The following is a 16,660-nucleotide window of genomic DNA, read 5'->3' on the forward strand; positions in this document are numbered from 1 at the left end:
TGCGGCACCCTTGTATTTCACGCCTGACCCGGATGCCGGCATGAGCGCCCACGATCTGCCTTCGGTGCCCGGCGGCGATTCGGCCCGGACCCCGATCCCGCCCGCGCCGCGCAAGCGGCGGCGGCTGTGGCGCGTGCTGGCCTGGCTGGTCGGCATCCTGCTGCTGCTGATGGTGGCGCTGGCGGCGGCGGGCGTGGCGGCGCTGCGCACCGAGACCGGCACCCGCCACCTGTGGACGCTGGCCACGCGGCTGTCGGCCGGCATGCTCAGCGGCCGGCTGGAAGGCGGCACCGTGGCGCACGGCCTGCGCCTGCGCGACGTGGTGTTCGCCAGCGGCCAGACGCGCGTGGCGGTGGACCGCGTGGATGGCAACTGGGTGCTCGGCTGGCAGGCGCGGCGCCTGCACGTGCAATGGCTGCGCATTGGCAAGGCCGAAGTGAAGCTCGGCCCGTCCGAGCCGAGCACCGAGCCGATGCAGAAGCCCACCTCGCTCGAACTGCCGCTGGCCATCGATGTCGATTCGCTGACGCTTGAGCGGCTGTCGCTGCTGCAGGGTACGGCGCCCACGGCCGAGCCGATGGTGTTCAGCAACCTGGCCGGCGCGCTGCACAGCGACGGCCAGCGCCACCGCGTCAGCGTGGACAAGCTGGAAACACCATACGGCAAGCTGGCAGCCAACGCCCAGCTGGGCGCACGCGCCCCGTTCGCGCTCAGCGCCGAAGCCTTGCTGGAAAGCAGCTGGCAGGATGAGGCCTTTGCCGTCAATGCCACCGCCAAGGGCAACCTGGACGCGCTGCGAGCCGAGCTGCAGGCCAGCGGCGACCGCATCCACCTGCGCGCCGGCGCCGACCTGACGCCGTTCGGCAAGGTGCCGTTCACGCACCTGCTGGTCGATGGCGATCGCATCAACCCGCGCCTGTTCAGCCCGTCGGCGCCACAGGCCAACCTGACCGTGCATGCCGAGCTGCGGCCGGTGGGCGGCGTGGCGGCGGCTGCCGGCGCGCAGGCGGCCAGCGCCGTGTCGGCATCGCCCCCCCCGGCGGCATCGGGGGTCTCCGCATCCGCCCCTGCGGCCGCGCCTGCGCCCGCACCGCTGGCTGTCGCCGGCGACATCGAGATCAGCAACCTGGAAGCCGGTCCGCTGGACAAGGAGCGGCTGCCGGTGCAGTCGGTGCGCGCCCATGTCGAGCTGAGCGAGATGGCACAGGCCGTCTCGGACCTGCGCGTGGCGCTGGCCGGCAAGGCCGAGATCTCCGGCGGCGGTTCGCTGCGCGGCGGCCGTGGCGGTTTCGACCTGGACGTGCGCAGGCTGGACCCGGCCGCGCTGCATGGCTCGCTGACCAGCGCCAGCCTGTCCGGCCCGGTGGTGGTGCGGATGGAGCCGGGCCGGCAAAGCGTGGCGCTGGACCTGTCGGGCGGGCCGCTCAAGCTTTTCGCCGATGCCAGCATCGATGCCGAGGCGCTCACGCTGGCCACGCTGCGCGCCGCGGTGGGGCCGGGTTTGCTGACCGCGGAAGGCAAGCTCGGCCTGAAGGACAAGCAGCCGTTCAGCTTCAAGGGCAAGCTGGCCTCGTTCGATCCCTCGCGCCTGGCCAAGGTTGCCGCCGGCCGCATCAATGCGGACTTCACCGCGACCGGCGAGATCGCGCCCGAACTCGGTGTGGCGCTGGATTTCGCCGTGCATGAGAGCGAATACGCGGGCCTGCCGATGACCGGCGGCGGCAAGGTGCGCCTGGCGGACGAGCGGCTCTTGCCGAGCGAGGCTTCGCTCAGCATGGCCGGCAACCAGGCCAACCTGCGCGGCAGCTTCGGCGCGCGCGGCGATGCGCTCAAGCTGGCGGTCGATGCGCCGCAGCTGGAGCGGCTCAAGTTTGGCGTGGCCGGCAAGCTCAAGCTCGACGCCACCATCACCGGCACGCTGAAGAAACCCGAAGTGGTGGCCGACTACAACGCGCAGGCGCTGGAAATGGGCCCGCACAAGGTGGCCAGCGCCAGCGGCCGCGCCGAGGTGCGCGGCGGCCTGGACGGCCCGCTCTCGGTGCAGCTGGCCGCGCGCGACTACCGCGGCCCGCAGGCCAGCCTGAGCACGCTCGACGCCACGCTCGACGGCACCCAGGCCAACCATACCTTCGACGTCAAGGCGGCCGGCAGCCTGAACAAGCGGCCATTGCAGCTGGCGCTGGCGGGGCAGGGCGCGTGGAAGGGCAAGGACGGCTGGAACGGCACCATCCGCACGCTGGAAGAGCGCGGCACCGTCAACCTGCGCCTGGCCGCGCCGACGCAGCTGCTGGTGGCCGACCAGCGGGTGCGCCTGGGCGCGGCGCGCCTGCTGCTGGACCGCGCCACGCTGACCATCGACAGCCTCGACTGGGACCACGGCCGCATCCGCAGCGCGGGCAGCCTGGACGGCCTGCAGGTGGGCCATGTGCTGGAACTGATGGAAACCATCACCGGCGAGAAGCCGCCGGTGCGCTCCGACCTGGTCATCGACGGCCGCTGGAACCTGGCGCTGGCCGAGACCGCGACCGGCTTTGCCGAACTGCGCCGGCGCAGCGGCGACCTCTCGGTCAACGCCGGCCGGGGCTTCACCACGCTCGGCCTGGGCGAGACCAGCCTGCGCGCCGACGCCGGCGGCAACCGTATCGCAATGCGCGGCGGCATGGTGTCGGGCCGCATCGGCAAGGTGGTGGTGGACGCCTCCGCCGGACTGGTGCAGGAGCAGGGGCTGCAGACCGTGGGCCCGGCCTCGACCCTGGGCGGCACGGTCACCGTCGACGTGCCGCGGCTGAAATCGCTGGAAGCGCTGACCGGCCCGCAGTACGCTTTCGACGGCAAACTGGCCGCGGCGATGCGCCTGGCCGGCACGATCGGCGCGCCGCTGCTGACCGGCACCGTCGACGGCGACAACCTCGCCGTCACGCTGTACGACCTGGGCCTGCGCCTGACCGACGGCACTGTGCGCGTGGTGCTGGACCAGAACACGGTCGAGCTCAAGCACGTGGAATTCCACGGCGGCGACGGCAAGATCACGGCCACCGGCAACGTCAAGCTGGGCGAGGCCGATCCCAACCTGACCGGCAAGATCGTCGCCGACAAGCTGCAGCTGTTCGCCAGCCCCGAGCGCACGCTGGTGGTCTCGGGCGACGCCACCATCGCCAACGAGAACAAGCAGGTCGTGATCCGCGGCAAGATCCATGTCGACCGCGGCCTGTTCGACCTGCCCAAGGCCGGCGCGCCGGTGCTGGGCGACGATGTGGTGGTGATCCGGCGCAAGGACCAGCGCGCCGTTAAGACTGCCGCCACGCAGGCGCCGGAGACCAAGCCGGCAAGCAAGTTCAGCCCGGTGATCGACCTGACCGTGGACCTGGGCAACAACTTCCGCTTCCGGGGCGCGGGCGCGGACCTGTTGCTGGCCGGCCAGATGGGTGTCAAGAGCGAACCCCTGGTACCGATGAAGGCCACCGGCACGGTGCGCGTGACCGACGGCACCTATGAAGCCTTCGGGCGCAAGCTGGACATCGAGCGCGGCATCATCAACTTCAACGGCCCGATCGACAACCCGAACATGAACATCCGCGCCATGCGCCGCAACCAGGAAGTGGAGGCGGGCGTGGAGGTGACCGGCACGGTGCGGCTGCCGCGCGTGCGGCTGGTGTCGGAACCCAATGTGCCGGATGAGGATAAGCTCTCGTGGCTGATGTTCGGCTACGGCGCGGAAAGCGCCGGTGCCGGCCAGCAGCGCCAGCTGGGTGGCGCCGCGCTGGGCGGCGCGGCGCTGGGCATGATCGGCGGCAAGGCCGGCAAGGGCATCGTGCAGCATTTCGGCATCGACGAATTCTCGATCGGGCCCAGCACCGCGGGTCTCAATGACCAGCAGGTGGTCAGCATGGGCAAGGCCATTACCGAGCGTATGTCGGTAGGCTATGAGCAGAGCCTGACATCGGCCTCGAACGTGGTGAAGCTCACCTGGCAGTTCTCACGGCGCTGGTCGCTGATTGCCAAGGGCGGGTCCATCAACGGTTTGTCGGTCTTGTTCAACCGCCGCTTCGACAGCTGGGCGAACCTGTTCAGCGGGACCTCGGGTCGCAGCGACACCAGAAGGAGCCAGCAGGATGAGAGCCAGCCAACCAGTCCCGACAGCGCGGCACAGGCAGCCTCGGCAGTCATTTCCGAGCCCGTGCGCCGCTGACGTGCGCCCCTCCACTTTCGCGTCGCCGCGACGCCTTGCCGCCATGGGACTCTTTGCCTCTTTGCTTGCGCTGTTCGGCTGCGACCAGCAGAAGGTCGATGAAGCCATGAAGAAGGCGGGCGAGACCGCCCGCAACACCTGGAACGCGATCAAGCCCGACAGCGAGCTGTTCAAGGGCATCGTCCCCGGTCAGTCCACCGAGGAAGACCTGCGGCGCCAGGCCGGCAAGCCGGAGATCGTCTGGGAAGAAGCGGACGGCGGGCGCCGGCTTGAATACCCGCGCGGCCCCGAGGGCACCACCACCTGGATGGTCACCATCAGTGCCGATGGCAAGGTCGCGAAGATCGAGCAGGTGCTGTCGGCCGAGAACTTCGCCCGCGTGCGCGCCGGCATGAGCAAGGACGACATCCGCCGCCTGCTGGGCAAGCCCACCAAGGTGGAGGCATTTGCGCTGAAGAAGGAAGAGGTGTGGGGCTACCGCTGGATGGAAACCGCCACCGACAAGGCCTTCTTCAACGTGCATTTCAACAGCGACGGCACCGTCACCACGACCTCGCGCAGCGACGATCCGTCGAAGATGCAGGGCGGCTGACGCATGCCCCGGCGGTCAATGGAGCAGGTGGCAGGCGGCCACGTGCGCCGGCGCGGCTGAGCCGGCGGCCGGGTCCAGCCGCAGCATGCGGGGGATCTCGGTGGCGCAGGCCGGCACCGCGCGCGGGCAGCGCGGATGGAACTTGCAGCCCGCTGGCGGGTTCAGCGCCGAGCCGATATCGCCCAGGATCAGCCCCTCGGCCGGCTGGTGGTCGGGGTCGGGCCGCGGCGCCGAGCCCAGCAATGCCTGCGTGTAGGGGTGGCGCGGGGTGCTGAACACCGCGGCGCTGGGCCCGCTTTCGGCCATATTGCCCAGGTACATCACGCCCACGGCCGAGCTGAAGTGCTCCACCAGCGCCAGGTCATGGGCGATCACCACATAGGCCAGGCCGAAGCTGCGCTGGATATCGGACAGCAGGTTGACGATCTGCGCCCGGATCGAGACATCCAGCGCCGAGGTGGGCTCGTCCAGCACGATCAGCCGCGGCTGCAGCGCCAGCGCGCGCGCCACGGCAATGCGCTGGCGCTGGCCGCCGCTGAACTCGTGCGGGTACAGGTCGAGCGCGCCGGGCGGCAGGCCGACGATCTCCAGCAGCTCCAGCAGCCGCCGGCGCAGCGCGGCGCGGTCGCCGCCCTGGCCGTGCGCAAGCAGCGGCTCGGCCAGCAGCATGCCCACTTTCAGGCGCGGATTGAGCGAGGACGACGGGTCCTGGAACACCGCCTGCACCTGGCGCCGGTAGCCCAGCACGCCCTTGCGGTCCAGCGCCAGTACGTCCTGGCCGTCGAAGCGGATGGTGCCGGCGCTGGGGCGCTCAAGCAGCAGCAGCTGCCTGGCGATGGTGGTCTTGCCGCAGCCGGACTCGCCCACCAGCGCATAGGTCTGGCCGGCATCCACGGCAAAGCTGACGCCGTCGACGGCGCGCACTGTGCCGCCGCCGCGCGCGGGGAAATGCTTCTTCAGGTTTTCGACTTCGAGCAGCATGGCGCCTCCTGGGTTCTCAGCCGGCCGAAGCCAGCCAGCAGCTGACCTTGTGGCCGGATTCAAGTTCGATCTCGGGGGGATAGGCGTCATCGCACAGCGGCTTGCGGTGCGGGCAGCGCGCCGCGAAGCGGCAGCCGTGCGGCGGGTCGATCAGGCTGGGCGGGCTGCCCTGGATGGCGTAGAGCCGCTCGCGTTTTTCGCCGAAGTGGGGAATGGCCTGGAGCAGGGCCTGCGTGTAGGGATGGGCGGGGCGCTGGTACAGCGTGCGCACATCGCCGGTCTCGACAATGCGCCCGGCGTACATCACCGCCACCCGGTGGCAGATGCTGGCCGCCACGCCCAGGTCGTGCGTGATCAGGATGATGCCGACACCGGTCTGCGCCTGGATCTTGCGGAACAGCGCCATGATCTGCACCTGGATGGTCACGTCCAGTGCCGAGGTGGGTTCGTCCGCCACCAGCAGGCGCGGCGCGCTGGCAATGGCCATGCCGGTCACCACGCGCTGGCGCATGCCGCCGCTGAACTGGTGCGGATAGTCGTCCAGCCGCGTCTCGGGCGAGGGGATGCGCACGCTGTCCAGCACCTGCACCACCTGGCGCCGGCGCGCCTCGCGGCTGTCGGCGCGGCCATGGTAGCGCAGCGGCGCGCCGACCTGGTCGCCCACCGTGAAGACCGGGTTCAGCGAGGTCAGCGGGTCCTGCGAGATCATCGCGATCTTGCGGCCGCGGTACTGCGTGCTCATGGTCTTCTCGGGCAGCTGCAGCAGGTCCACGCCATCGAGCAGCACCTTGCCGCCCAGTTGCACGCCGCCCTGGCGCGGCAGCAGGCGCAGGATGGACAGAATGGTCATGGACTTGCCGGAGCCGGATTCGCCCACCACGCCCAGGGTCTCGCCTTCATGCACGTGCAGGTCGACGCCGTCCACGGCGCGCACCGTGCCGCGGCGCAGTCCTAGGTGCGTGGTCAGCCCCTGCACCGACAGCATGGGCGCGCCGCGGGGGGAGCCCCCGGCGGCGGGCGTTGGCGACGGGCGTTGCGTCACGTGCGGGTCGGGGCCGGTCATAGCTGCCTCCTTTTCGGGTCGAAGTGGTCGCGCAGCCAGTCGCCCAGCAGGTTGGACGCCAGGCAGGTGGCCATGATGGCCAGTCCGGGCATGGTGATGGCCCACCACGCGTTGGTGATGTAGTTGCGCGCATCGGCCAGCATCAGCCCCCATGACACATCGGGTTGCTGGATGCCAAGGCCGAGAAAGCTGAGCGAGGCCTCGAAGATGATCACCTGGCCCACCTGCAGCGTGGCCAGCACCAGCAGGGTGTTGAGCAGGTTGGGCAGCAGGTGGCGGCGGAAGATGGTGAGCGTGCCGCAGCCGGCCACGCGCGCCAGCGCCACGTAGTCGCGCTGCTTGAGCGACATCACCTCGCCGCGCACGATGCGCGCGTACCAGGTCCAGTAGGTCACCACGATCACCAGCACCACGGTATTGAAGCCCGGGCCCAGCACCGCGGCCAGCACCAGCGCCAGCGCCAGCGCGGGGATCGACATCTGGATATCGACCAGCCGCATGATGAGCGCGTCCAGGCGCCCGCCGAAGTAGCCGGCCAGCATGCCGGCGGCGGTGCCGATGCCGCCCGAGATCAGGATGGCGTACAGCGCGACCACCAGCGAGATGCGCGTGCCGGCCATGATGCGCGAGAGCAGGTCGCGCCCCATGTTGTCGGTGCCCAGCGGATAGGCCCAGCTGCCGCCCTCCAGCCAGGCCGGCGGCTGGAAGGCCAGGCCGAGGTCGAGGCCGTTGGGGTCGTGCGGCAGCAGCGCCTCGCCGCCGACGGCGCAGACCAGCAGCACCGGGAAGATTGCCAGCGCAAACCAGGGCAGGCCACCCAGGTCACGCCGCTGGCGCTTGCGGGCCGGCGCCGCCGTGGCGCTGGCGGGAGGAGCGGTGATCTCAGGCATGGCGGATCCTCGGGTCGATCAGGCCGTAGCTCAGGTCGACCAGCAGGTTGGACAGCACGAACAGCACGGAGGTGAGCATCACCCCCGCCTGCACCACGGGAAAATCGCGCGCGAACACGGCCTCGACCACGGTGCGGCCAACGCCTGGCCAGGCGAAGATGACTTCGACCACGAAGGCGCCGCCCAGCATCGCCGCGAAGTACACGCCGAGGATGGTCACCAGCGGAATCGCCGCGTTGCGCAGCGCGTACTTCCAGATCAGCACGCGCTCGGGCAGGCCCATGGCGCGGCCCATGCGGATGTAGTCGCTGTCCAGCACATCCAGCATGGCCGAGCGCACCACGCGGGTCTGCGCCGCCACCGGATACCAGCCCAGCGCAATCGCGGGCAGCACCAGGCTGTTCCACGAATCGCGCCCGAACGCGGGCAGCCAGTTCAGCTGCACCGCGAAGAACAGGATCAGCAGCAGTCCGACCCAGAAGTTGGGCATGGCCTGGCCGAGCATGGCGAAGACCTTGGCAAAGCGGTCGAACCAGGAGCCGCGGTAGACCGCCGACAGCACGCCGAACGGCACCGCCATCGCAATCGAGAAGCCCAGCGCGGCCAGCGCCAGCTCCACCGTGGCCGGCAGCCGCTCCAGGATCAGCCCCAGTGCCGGTTCCTGCCAGCGGTAGGAGTTGCCGAAGTCGCCGGTGACGGCATGGCCGAGGAAGACCAGGTACTGCGCCACCAGGGGCTGGTCCAGGCCGAGATGGCGGCGCGTTGCCTCGATCACCTGCGGCGGCGCGTCGGCCGGCAGCAGCAAGGCAAGCGGGTCGCCGGACAGGCGCGAGATCAGGAAGATGATCACGCTCGCGCCAAGGATGCTGATCAGGCCGTGCAGCACGCGTTTTGCAATAGGCATGACAGGCTCCGTCGGAGATTCGTCAGCGGGAATGCCGCGCCCGGCACGGGCGCCGGGCGCGGCGGCGGATCAGCGCTGCTTCCAGCTGACTTCCTGGAACGAGCGCCAGTAGTCGCGGATGGGCCAGGGCACGTAGTCGATCTTGTTGTCGCGCCAGGCAAAGGTCACCAGCGGCCGGTAGGTCGGCAGGCCACCCAGCACGCGCTCCTGCTTGAGCCGCGCGATCTGGCGCAGCAGCGCGGTGCGCGCCGCGGGGTCCATGGTCTGGCGCTGCTTCTCCAGCAGCGCGTCGACCTCGGGGTCGCTGGTGTAGGAATAAGTGCCCCAGCCGCCGCCGCCCTGGTAGCTGTGCAAATGGCCGGACCAGGCCAGGCCCGGGTCGCCGGGCAGGCCCTGCGACCACATCCAGCTCAGCACGCCGTCCATCTCCGGCGGGCCCGAGCGGCCGCGCTTGCCCAGGCTGATCCAGGCCCCGTACTCCAGGTTGCGCACCTGGCAGCGGATGCCCACGGAACTCAGGTAGGCATACATGGCTTCGCCCACTTCCTTCACGCCAGGTTCGCGCGGCGTGGTGAGGTTGTAGCAGGGGGTCTCGAAGCCATTGGGGTAGCCCGCCTGCCTGAGCAGCTCGCGCGCACGCTTCTGGTCGAAGGCGTAGGGCTTGAGCTCGGGGTCGTAGCCATTCGACTCCTTGCCCACCTGCGCATAGCGCTCGCCCTGGCCGAACAGCACGCGCTTGATGATGGCGTCGACATCGATGGCGTGCGCGGCCGCCTGCCGCACGCGCACATCGTTGAACGGCGACTTCGGCATCTGCGTATTGAAATTGAGGAAGAGGTTGTTGCCGCTCACCAGCGTGACGGTCTTCACGCCCGGCATCTTCTTGAACTCTTCGACCATCGAAGGCGGCACGTTGTCGATGAAATCGACCTTGCCGGTCTTGAAGGCCGCCACCCGGGTCAGGTCCTCGGGAATCACCTTGATGGTCAGCTCCTTGACGCCGGGCCGTTTCTCCTTGTTCCAGTAGCCGTCAAAGGCTTCCAGCTTCAGCTCGTCCTTGACCGTGCGCGAGACAAACTTCCATGGCCCGGTGCCGACCGGCTTGCGGGCGAACTCTTCTTCGCCGACCTTCTGGATGTACTTCTTGGGCATGGCCCACAGCTGCATGTTGCCGACGATGAACTGCGCATCCGGCTCCTTGAAATGCAGCCTGAAGCGGTGCGCATCCACGATCTCGAAACGCTCGACCGACGAGACATAGTGCGAGAAGAAGCTGCTCTTGGGGTCGCGCTGGCGTTGCCAGGAGAACTCGAGGTCCTCGGAGGTCAGCGGGTCGCCGTTGTGGAAGCGCACGCCCTTGCGCAGCTGCACGTCGAGCACGGGCTTGCCGTCCTTGCCGGTTTCCAGCTTCCAGTTCTCCGCCAGCCAGTTCTCGTCCTTGAGCGCGGCATTGCGGCGCACCAGCATCTCGAAGATCTGGCCGACAAAGTAGTGGTCGACGCCGGCCGAGATCTTGACCGGATCGAGCGTGGTCGACTCCGCGCCGAAGGCGACGGTGAGGCTGCCGGTGGCCGGCGAGGGCGGGGCGGCCTGGGCCGCGGGGATGGTGGCGGCGGCCAGCATGCCGGCCAGCAGGCGGCGCCGGGCGGCGTCGGTCAACTTTACTTGCATGGTGCTCCTCCTGTTGCGCCGTCTCGTGGCGGCGCTGTTGGTGTGAACAACGGATGCGCTCAGCGCGGGAAGCTGCCTTCCAGCTGGCGTACCACCTCCAGCAGGCGCGGGCGCACCTCGTCGAGCAGGAATGACGGGGACAGCCGGAACGACGGTCCGCCCACGTTGATGGCCATAGGCGGCATGCCATGGCCGGGCTCGAAGCCGCGCGCAATGCCGTTGACGTCTGGCTGCCACTCGCCCATCGAGCAGGTCACGCCCAGGGTGAGGTGGTCCGCCAGGCCCTGTTCGATGCCCTGGCGCAGGCGCGGCCACGCCATGTCGTCGACGTCGCGCACCTGTTCCATGAAGGCCTGCCGCTCTTCGTCCGGCACCACCGCCAGCCAGGCGCGGCCGATGGCCGAGGTGGCGACCGGAATGCGCGAGCCGGTATCGAGCGTCAGCGCAATCGCGGCGCAGCTGCGGCAGTGCTCGACATAGATCATCGAGAACCGGTCGCGCGTGCCCAGCGACACCGTGCCGCCGGAAAAGTCCGCCAGCTCCTGCATCAGCGGTCGCGCCACCTTGCGGATGTCCAGCCGAGACAGCATGGCGCTGCCCAGCCGCAGGCAGGCCGTGCCCAGGCTGTACTTGTGGCTGCCTTCGGCCTGCGCCAGATAGCCCAGCCGGGTCAGGGTGGAGGTCAGGCGCGATACGGTCGACTTGGGCAGTCCGCAGCGCCGGGCGATTTCCTGGTTGCCGAGCACGCGGTCGCTGGTGCGGAAGCAGGCCAGCACTTCCAGCCCGCGCGCCAGCGCGGTGACGAAGTGGCGGTCTTCCTTGAAGGCATTGCCGGTGGATCGGTCCTGCATAACCGTTGGCTCCCTCGTTGTGCCGTTGCACGCCAGCCGCGCTTGTTCGACGCGCAGGCGTGCCGGACGCGCGCTCGGCGTCCTCGTCCGGTACGGCGGTACTACCCGACAGCGGTCCCGTTCAGCCGCCGGCCTCGGTATCCAGCAAGGCCTGCAGCTCGACCTTGCGCACCTTGCCGGTGGCGGTCAGCGGGAACTCGGGCAGGATGCGGATCTCGGGCACCTTGTAGACCGCCATCTGCTCGCGGCACCATGCATGCAGCGTGTCGGCAGTGATGCCGTCGGCGTGCTCGGCGCGCAGGCGGATAAAGGCCACCGGCACCTGGCCCTTGTCCGGGTCGGGGCGGCCCACCACCGCCGAGCCCAGCACCGCCGGATGACGCGACAGCAGCACCTCCAGCTCGGACGGGAACACGCTCATGCCGCGCACCTTGAGCATCTCCTTGCGCCGTCCCAGGAAATGCAGGTAGCCCGCCTCGTCATAGGCACCGATATCGCCGGTGCGGAACCAGCCGTCGCGGAATACCTCGGCATCGACGTCGGGGCGGCCCCAGTAGCCCTTGAACAGCGACGGCGTGCTGACCACGATCTCGCCTTCCGCGCCGACCGGCAGCACCGCGCCGGTGTCGAAGTCGCAGATCTTGATGCGCGTGCCCGGCACCGGCAGGCCGACAAAGACCGGGCGGCCGCGCAGGTCCATGTCGTCGTCCTGCATGCCGGTGGTGAAGGTGTCGCTGGTATGGGTCTCGGTCATGCCCCAGGCGCCTTCGGCGATGATGCTGCCGGTCAGCGCGTGCCAGCGCTGGCGGATGTCGGGGGTGATCTTGCGGATGAACGAGGCGGCGCGCGTGTGCTGCAGCGAACGCAGGTCGTAGCGGCCGGATTCGGGGTGGTTCATCAGCTCGACCGCGTTGTCCACCACCACGAAGGTGCGGTTGACGCGATAGCGCTCGATCGCGGCCATCACCGCGACCGGGTCCCAGCGCGCCAGCAGCACCACGGTCGCGCCGCTGAAGATCGGGTAGATCAGCCCGAGGTTCTCGCCCGCGATCCAGAACATCGGCAGGAAGTTCAGCATCACGTCGCCGGAGCCTTCTGCCAGCCGTTCCGCATCGACACCGCCGGTGAGCGCGTAGGAAGCCGCCGCGGTGTAGACCATGTCGCGCTGCGTGTGCATGCAGCCCTTGGGCAGGCCGGTGGTGCCGCCGGTGTAGTTCAGTGCGGCCAGCGCGTCCATGTCGACCGGGGGCAGTGCGACCGGCGCGGTGTCGCGCAGTGCCTGCAGCAGGTCGATGGTGCCTTCCACGGCCAGCGGGGGCGCGTCGAGGCCCGCTGGCAGCGGCAGGTCCGGCTGTGCCGGCAACATCGCGCCGGCACTGGTGGTGTAGACGGTGCGCAGCCGCGTCTGCGCGCGCACCGACATCAGCAGCGGCGCAAGCTGGTCCTGCACGATGACGGTGGTGGCGCCGGCATCGTTCAGTTCGTAGACCAGCTCCTGTTCCTTGAAGAGCGGGTTGACCGGCACATAGACCGCGCCCAGCTTCAGGATGCCGTAGAAGACCACGTGGAACTGCGGGCAGTTGCCCATCATCACCGCTACCCGGTCACCCGCGCCCACGCCGCGGCCCTTGAGCAGCGCGGCGCAGCGCTCGGACAGGTTGTCGAGCTCGGCATAGGTCACGGTGGTGCCGTACCAGACCAGCGCGGCGTGGTCCGGGCGCTTGCGCGCCCACGCGCGCAGGTAGTCGCCCAGCGGGGCCTCGCCATGGGGGTAGACCGGTGCGTCGGGCAGGCCTGCGGGCCAGATCTTGCGATGCCGGGCTTCCAGGTCCTCGAAGAACGCCTGTTCGTTCATCTGCTGTCTCCTCTTGCTTTCGCTCTGGTTCTGTCCGCCGCCGCGCCTACCAGGCGTCGACGAAGGTGCGCATCGGGCGCTGGGGATTGGCGGCACCGGCCTCGAGCCCGCTGACCACCCACTGGCGGGTGGCGGCGGGGTCGATCACGGCGTCCAGCTCCAATGCCGCAGCGGCGTTGATGGCATGGCCGCGCTCGTACATCTGCGCCACCAGCTGTTGGTACAGCGCATCGCGCTGCGGGCCGGCCGGCAGCGCTTCCAGCTCCTTGCGGAAGCCCAGCCGCACCGCGCCCTCCAGGCCCATGCCGCCGAATTCGCCGGTTGGCCACGAGACCGTGAAGGTTGGCGCGCGGAAGCCGCCCGCGGCCATCGCCATCGCGCCCAGGCCGTAGCCCTTGCGCAGTACCACCGCCAGGAACGGCACGCGCAGCTTGGCGCCGGCGACGAACATGCGCGACACATGGCGCACCTGGGCGCGGGCCTCGACCTCCGGGCCCACCATGAAGCCCGGCGTGTCGATCAACGATACGATCGGCAGCCCGTGCGCATTGCACACCTGCATGAAGCGCGCGGCCTTGTCGGCGGCGTCGGCATCGATGGCGCCGCCGAGGTGGCGCGGGTTGTTGGCGAGAATGCCGACGGGCCGGCCTTCGATGCGCGCCAGCGCGGTGTGGATGCCGGTGCCGAAGCCGGCGCGCAGTTCCAGCACGCTGCCCGCGTCGGCCAGGCCGGCGATGGCGGCGCGCGTGTCGTAGACGCGCAGGCGGTTTTCCGGCACCACCTGGCGCAGCGCCAGCGTGTCAGGCGCCTGCCAGTCGTCGACACGGCCCTGGAACATCGACAGGTAATGCCTGGCCGCGGCCACCGCGTCGGCCTCATCGTCGACCAGCAGGTCGACCACGCCGTTGTGGTACTGCACCGTGGCCGGGCCGATATCCTCGGGGCGGAACACGCCCAGGCCGCCGCCCTCGATCATGGCCGGGCCGGCCATGCCGATATTGGCGTTGCGCGTGGCGATGATCAGGTCGCAACAGCCCAGCAGCGCGGCATTGCCGGCAAAGCAGCGCCCGGAGGCGATGCCCACCACCGGCACTTCGCCGCTGAGCTCGGCGAAGGCGGCGAACGAAGGCTGGTACAGGCCGGCCACGGTGGGGAAGTCGATGTCGCCCGGGCGGCCGCCGCCGCCTTCGGCAAAGATCACCGTGGGCAGCCGGTTCCGCAGCGCCACCTCCAGGATGCGGTCGGTCTTGATATGGTTGCGCTTGCCCTGGGTGCCGGCCAGCACGGTGGCGTCGTAGGCCAGCACCGCGCAGCGCGCGCGCTCCGGTGCGAACAGGCTGCCGTTGACGGCGCCGGTGCCGGTGATCAGCCCGTCGGCAGGGGTGTTGGCGATCAGGTCGGCCTCGCTGCGCCGGCTGGCCTGTGCCGCCAGCGCCAGGCCGCCGTATTCGCGGAAGCTGCCGGCATCGCACAGGTCGTCGACGTTTTCGCGCGCGGTGCGCTGGCCGCGCGCATGGCGGCGTGCCACGGCCTCGGGGCGGGCCGCGTCGTACAGGAAGGCATGGCGGTCGAGCACGCGCTGCAGGTCGGCGCGGATCGCCGACGGGTCGGTGTGCTCGGCCTCGCCATCGGCATGGGCGCCGGCGTCGGCAGGCTCCAGCACCAGCATGACCTGGCCCTCGGCGACTTGCTCGCCGGAAGCGGTGCGCAGGTCGATCACGCGGCCCGCATGCTCGGCCACGATGGCATGTTCCATCTTCATCGCATCGAGCACGGCCACGGTCTGGCCGGCCTTGACCAGGTCGTTCTCGCGCGCCAGTTCGATCACGCGTCCGTTCATGGACGCGCGCACCGCGCACAGGCCCTCGCCCAGTCGCTCCTCGAAGCTTGCCGTGCTGGAAGGTGCCGCCACCCTGGGGGCGCTGCCTCCTGCGAGGGCCTGCCGCGCCGCGTCCTGCGCCGCAATCTGCGCGGCGCGTTCCAGCAGGGCGGGCAGCGCGGCTTCCATATAGCGCGTATGCACGTGCTGGCTGGCAAAGTCGTCGCGCTCGGCCAGCGCCCGCAGCAGGTCGAGGTTGGTGACGATGCCGCCGATATTGAATTCCCCGAGCGCGCGCTGCAGGCGCCGCACTGCGTCAGCGAAGTTGTCGCTGGCCGAGGTGACGATCAGCTTGGCCAGCAGCGTGTCGTAATGCGCGGACGGTGCATAGCCGGTATAGCCGTGGGTGTCGACGCGCACGTCCGGCCCGGTGGGCGGATCGAAACGCTCCAGCCGCCCCTGTGCCGGACGTGCCAGCCCTTGCGCGTCGGTGGCCTCGGCATTCACGCGCACCTGGATGGCATAGCCGCGCACGCGCGGCGGGTGCTGCGGGTCCAGCCCCAGTTCCGCCAGGCGCCGGCCTTCGGCCAGCCCCAGCTGCACGGCCACCAGGTCCACGCCGGTGACCTGCTCGGTGACGGTGTGCTCGACCTGCAGGCGCGGGTTGGCTTCGATAAAGACAAAGGGCAGGGCCGCGCCATCGCGGCGCGCACCTTCCTCGGGCTCTTCGACCAGGAATTCAAACGTGCCCAGGCTGCGGTAGCGCGCTTCGCGCGCCAGCGTGCAGGCGGCATCGACAATGCGCCGGCGCAGCGCCGGATCGAGCGCCGGGCTGGGCGCGATCTCGACCACTTTCTGGAAGCGGCGTTGCAGCGTGCAGTCACGCTCGCCCAGTGCGATCACATGGTGGCCGTCGCCGGCGATCTGCACTTCGATATGGCGCGCGCGGGCCACCAGCCGTTCGGCGTAGATGGCATCGATGCCGAAGGCCGAGCGTGCTTCGGAGCGGCAGCGCGCATAGGCTTCGGGCAGCGCGTCGCGCTCGCGCACCACGCGCATGCCGCGCCCGCCGCCGCCGCCCACCGCCTTGAGCACCACGCCGGCGCCGTCCTGTTCGTCGAAGAATGCGGTCACCGCATCGAGCGTGGCGCCGCCCGCGGTGGCGGGCATCACCGGTATGCCGCAGCGCGCGGCCAGCGCCAGCGCGCGGCCCTTGTCGCCGAACAGGGCCAGCTGTTCGGGCTCGGGGCCGACAAAGATGATCTCCGCGGCTGCGCAAGCGCTGGCAAAGTCGGCGCGCTCGCTGAGAAAGCCATAGCCAGGGTGGATGGCGTCGCAGCCGGTGGCGCGCGCTGCGCTGATGATGGCGGGAATGTCGAGATAGGCAGCGGCCCCCTGGCCCTGCAGCGCGACAGCTTCGTCGGCCAGCAGGCGGTGCCGGCTGGCATCGTCGTCGGTGGCATAGACCGCCACGGTGGCGATGCCAAGGTCTCGTGCGGCGCGCTGCACGCGCAACGCGATCTCGCCACGATTGGCGATCAGGAGCTTCTTCACAAATGTCCCCTTCCATGCGAAGCGGCGTCGCGCAAGCAGCGTTGCGTGGCCGGCTTCTGTTTTTTGGTTTGTGATTCTGCGAGGTGGAATCTACGCGGCTCGTCCAGGGGTCACAAGCGCGATGCGCCAGAACCATGTATGACATGCCGCGCGTGCATAGCGCGCGAGCGAGGGGGAGGAGGGGTGCTGCCCGTTCTGTTCTGCATTGCAGAATCTCGGGCGGTGTGGCGGGTCGATCCAGAGGCCCGGCTGGCCTTGGATCGCTACCGATGGGACGCGCGGAACATGGCG

At 69.7% G+C, this 16,660-nt stretch carries 10 protein-coding genes; 2 read left to right on the forward strand and 8 right to left on the reverse strand.

All coding sequences use genetic code 11. The annotated features are described in order from the left end of the window. Positions 1–40: 40 nt before the first annotated feature. Positions 41–4,189, forward strand: a complete 4,149-nt coding sequence (locus I6H87_RS11070) for a translocation/assembly module TamB domain-containing protein (protein WP_011615928.1) — start codon at positions 41–43, stop codon at positions 4,187–4,189. Positions 4,190–4,232: 43 nt separating this feature from the next. Beyond that, positions 4,233–4,781, forward strand: a complete 549-nt coding sequence (gene bamE, locus I6H87_RS11075; RefSeq protein ID WP_010814901.1) for an outer membrane protein assembly factor BamE domain-containing protein — start codon at positions 4,233–4,235, stop codon at positions 4,779–4,781. Between the two features lie 15 nt (positions 4,782–4,796). On the opposite strand, the gene I6H87_RS11080 is transcribed toward bamE, so the two are convergent. The 8 genes from I6H87_RS11080 to I6H87_RS11115 form a co-directional block, all read right to left on the reverse strand. After that, complete coding sequence (locus I6H87_RS11080; RefSeq protein WP_011615927.1) at positions 4,797–5,762, reverse strand: ABC transporter ATP-binding protein; 966 nt, start codon at positions 5,760–5,762, stop codon at positions 4,797–4,799. 16 nt (positions 5,763–5,778) lie between these two features. Further along, the gene (locus I6H87_RS11085) at positions 5,779–6,825 is read right to left on the reverse strand and encodes an ABC transporter ATP-binding protein (RefSeq protein ID WP_010814899.1); all 1,047 of its coding nucleotides are present in this window, start codon (positions 6,823–6,825) and stop codon (positions 5,779–5,781) included. Next, complete coding sequence (locus tag I6H87_RS11090; RefSeq protein WP_011615926.1) at positions 6,822–7,715, reverse strand: ABC transporter permease; 894 nt, start codon at positions 7,713–7,715, stop codon at positions 6,822–6,824. Before I6H87_RS11090 ends, I6H87_RS11085 begins: the two co-directional genes overlap by 4 nt. Next, complete coding sequence (locus I6H87_RS34690) at positions 7,708–8,619, reverse strand: ABC transporter permease (protein ID WP_010814897.1); 912 nt, start codon at positions 8,617–8,619, stop codon at positions 7,708–7,710. The genes I6H87_RS11090 and I6H87_RS34690 overlap by 8 nt, the downstream gene beginning before the upstream one ends. 69 nt (positions 8,620–8,688) lie before the next feature. Next, positions 8,689–10,290: an ABC transporter substrate-binding protein gene (locus I6H87_RS11100; protein WP_011615925.1), complete on the reverse strand. Its 1,602-nt coding sequence runs from the start codon at positions 10,288–10,290 to the stop codon at positions 8,689–8,691. Between the two features lie 59 nt (positions 10,291–10,349). Next, entirely contained in the window at positions 10,350–11,141 is a 792-nt protein-coding gene (locus I6H87_RS11105; protein WP_010814895.1) for an IclR family transcriptional regulator, read from the reverse strand. Between the two features lie 121 nt (positions 11,142–11,262). Then, complete coding sequence (locus I6H87_RS11110) at positions 11,263–12,996, reverse strand: AMP-binding protein (RefSeq protein ID WP_011615924.1); 1,734 nt, start codon at positions 12,994–12,996, stop codon at positions 11,263–11,265. A 46-nt stretch (positions 12,997–13,042) separates the two neighbouring features. Then, positions 13,043–16,369 (reverse strand): acetyl-CoA carboxylase family protein, encoded by a 3,327-nt coding sequence (locus tag I6H87_RS11115; protein ID WP_011615923.1) that lies wholly within the window; start codon positions 16,367–16,369, stop codon positions 13,043–13,045. Between the last annotated feature and the right edge of the window lie 291 nt (positions 16,370–16,660).

The organism is Cupriavidus necator, assembly GCF_016127575.1.
In the GTDB taxonomy this organism is placed as follows: Bacteria; Pseudomonadota; Gammaproteobacteria; order Burkholderiales; family Burkholderiaceae; genus Cupriavidus; species Cupriavidus necator_D.

Coding starts and splice junctions, on each gene's coding strand:
- I6H87_RS11070 (WP_011615928.1), top strand. CDS start 41: ATGAGCGCCCACGATCTGCCTTCGGTGCCCGGCGGCGATTCGGCCCGG.
- I6H87_RS11105 (WP_010814895.1), bottom strand. CDS start 11,141: ATGCAGGACCGATCCACCGGCAATGCCTTCAAGGAAGACCGCCACTTC.
- I6H87_RS11110 (WP_011615924.1), bottom strand. CDS start 12,996: ATGAACGAACAGGCGTTCTTCGAGGACCTGGAAGCCCGGCATCGCAAG.
- I6H87_RS11085 (WP_010814899.1), bottom strand. CDS start 6,825: ATGACCGGCCCCGACCCGCACGTGACGCAACGCCCGTCGCCAACGCCC.
- I6H87_RS34690 (WP_010814897.1), bottom strand. CDS start 8,619: ATGCCTATTGCAAAACGCGTGCTGCACGGCCTGATCAGCATCCTTGGC.
- I6H87_RS11090 (WP_011615926.1), bottom strand. CDS start 7,715: ATGCCTGAGATCACCGCTCCTCCCGCCAGCGCCACGGCGGCGCCGGCC.
- I6H87_RS11080 (WP_011615927.1), bottom strand. CDS start 5,762: ATGCTGCTCGAAGTCGAAAACCTGAAGAAGCATTTCCCCGCGCGCGGC.
- bamE (WP_010814901.1), top strand. CDS start 4,233: ATGGGACTCTTTGCCTCTTTGCTTGCGCTGTTCGGCTGCGACCAGCAG.
- I6H87_RS11100 (WP_011615925.1), bottom strand. CDS start 10,290: ATGCAAGTAAAGTTGACCGACGCCGCCCGGCGCCGCCTGCTGGCCGGC.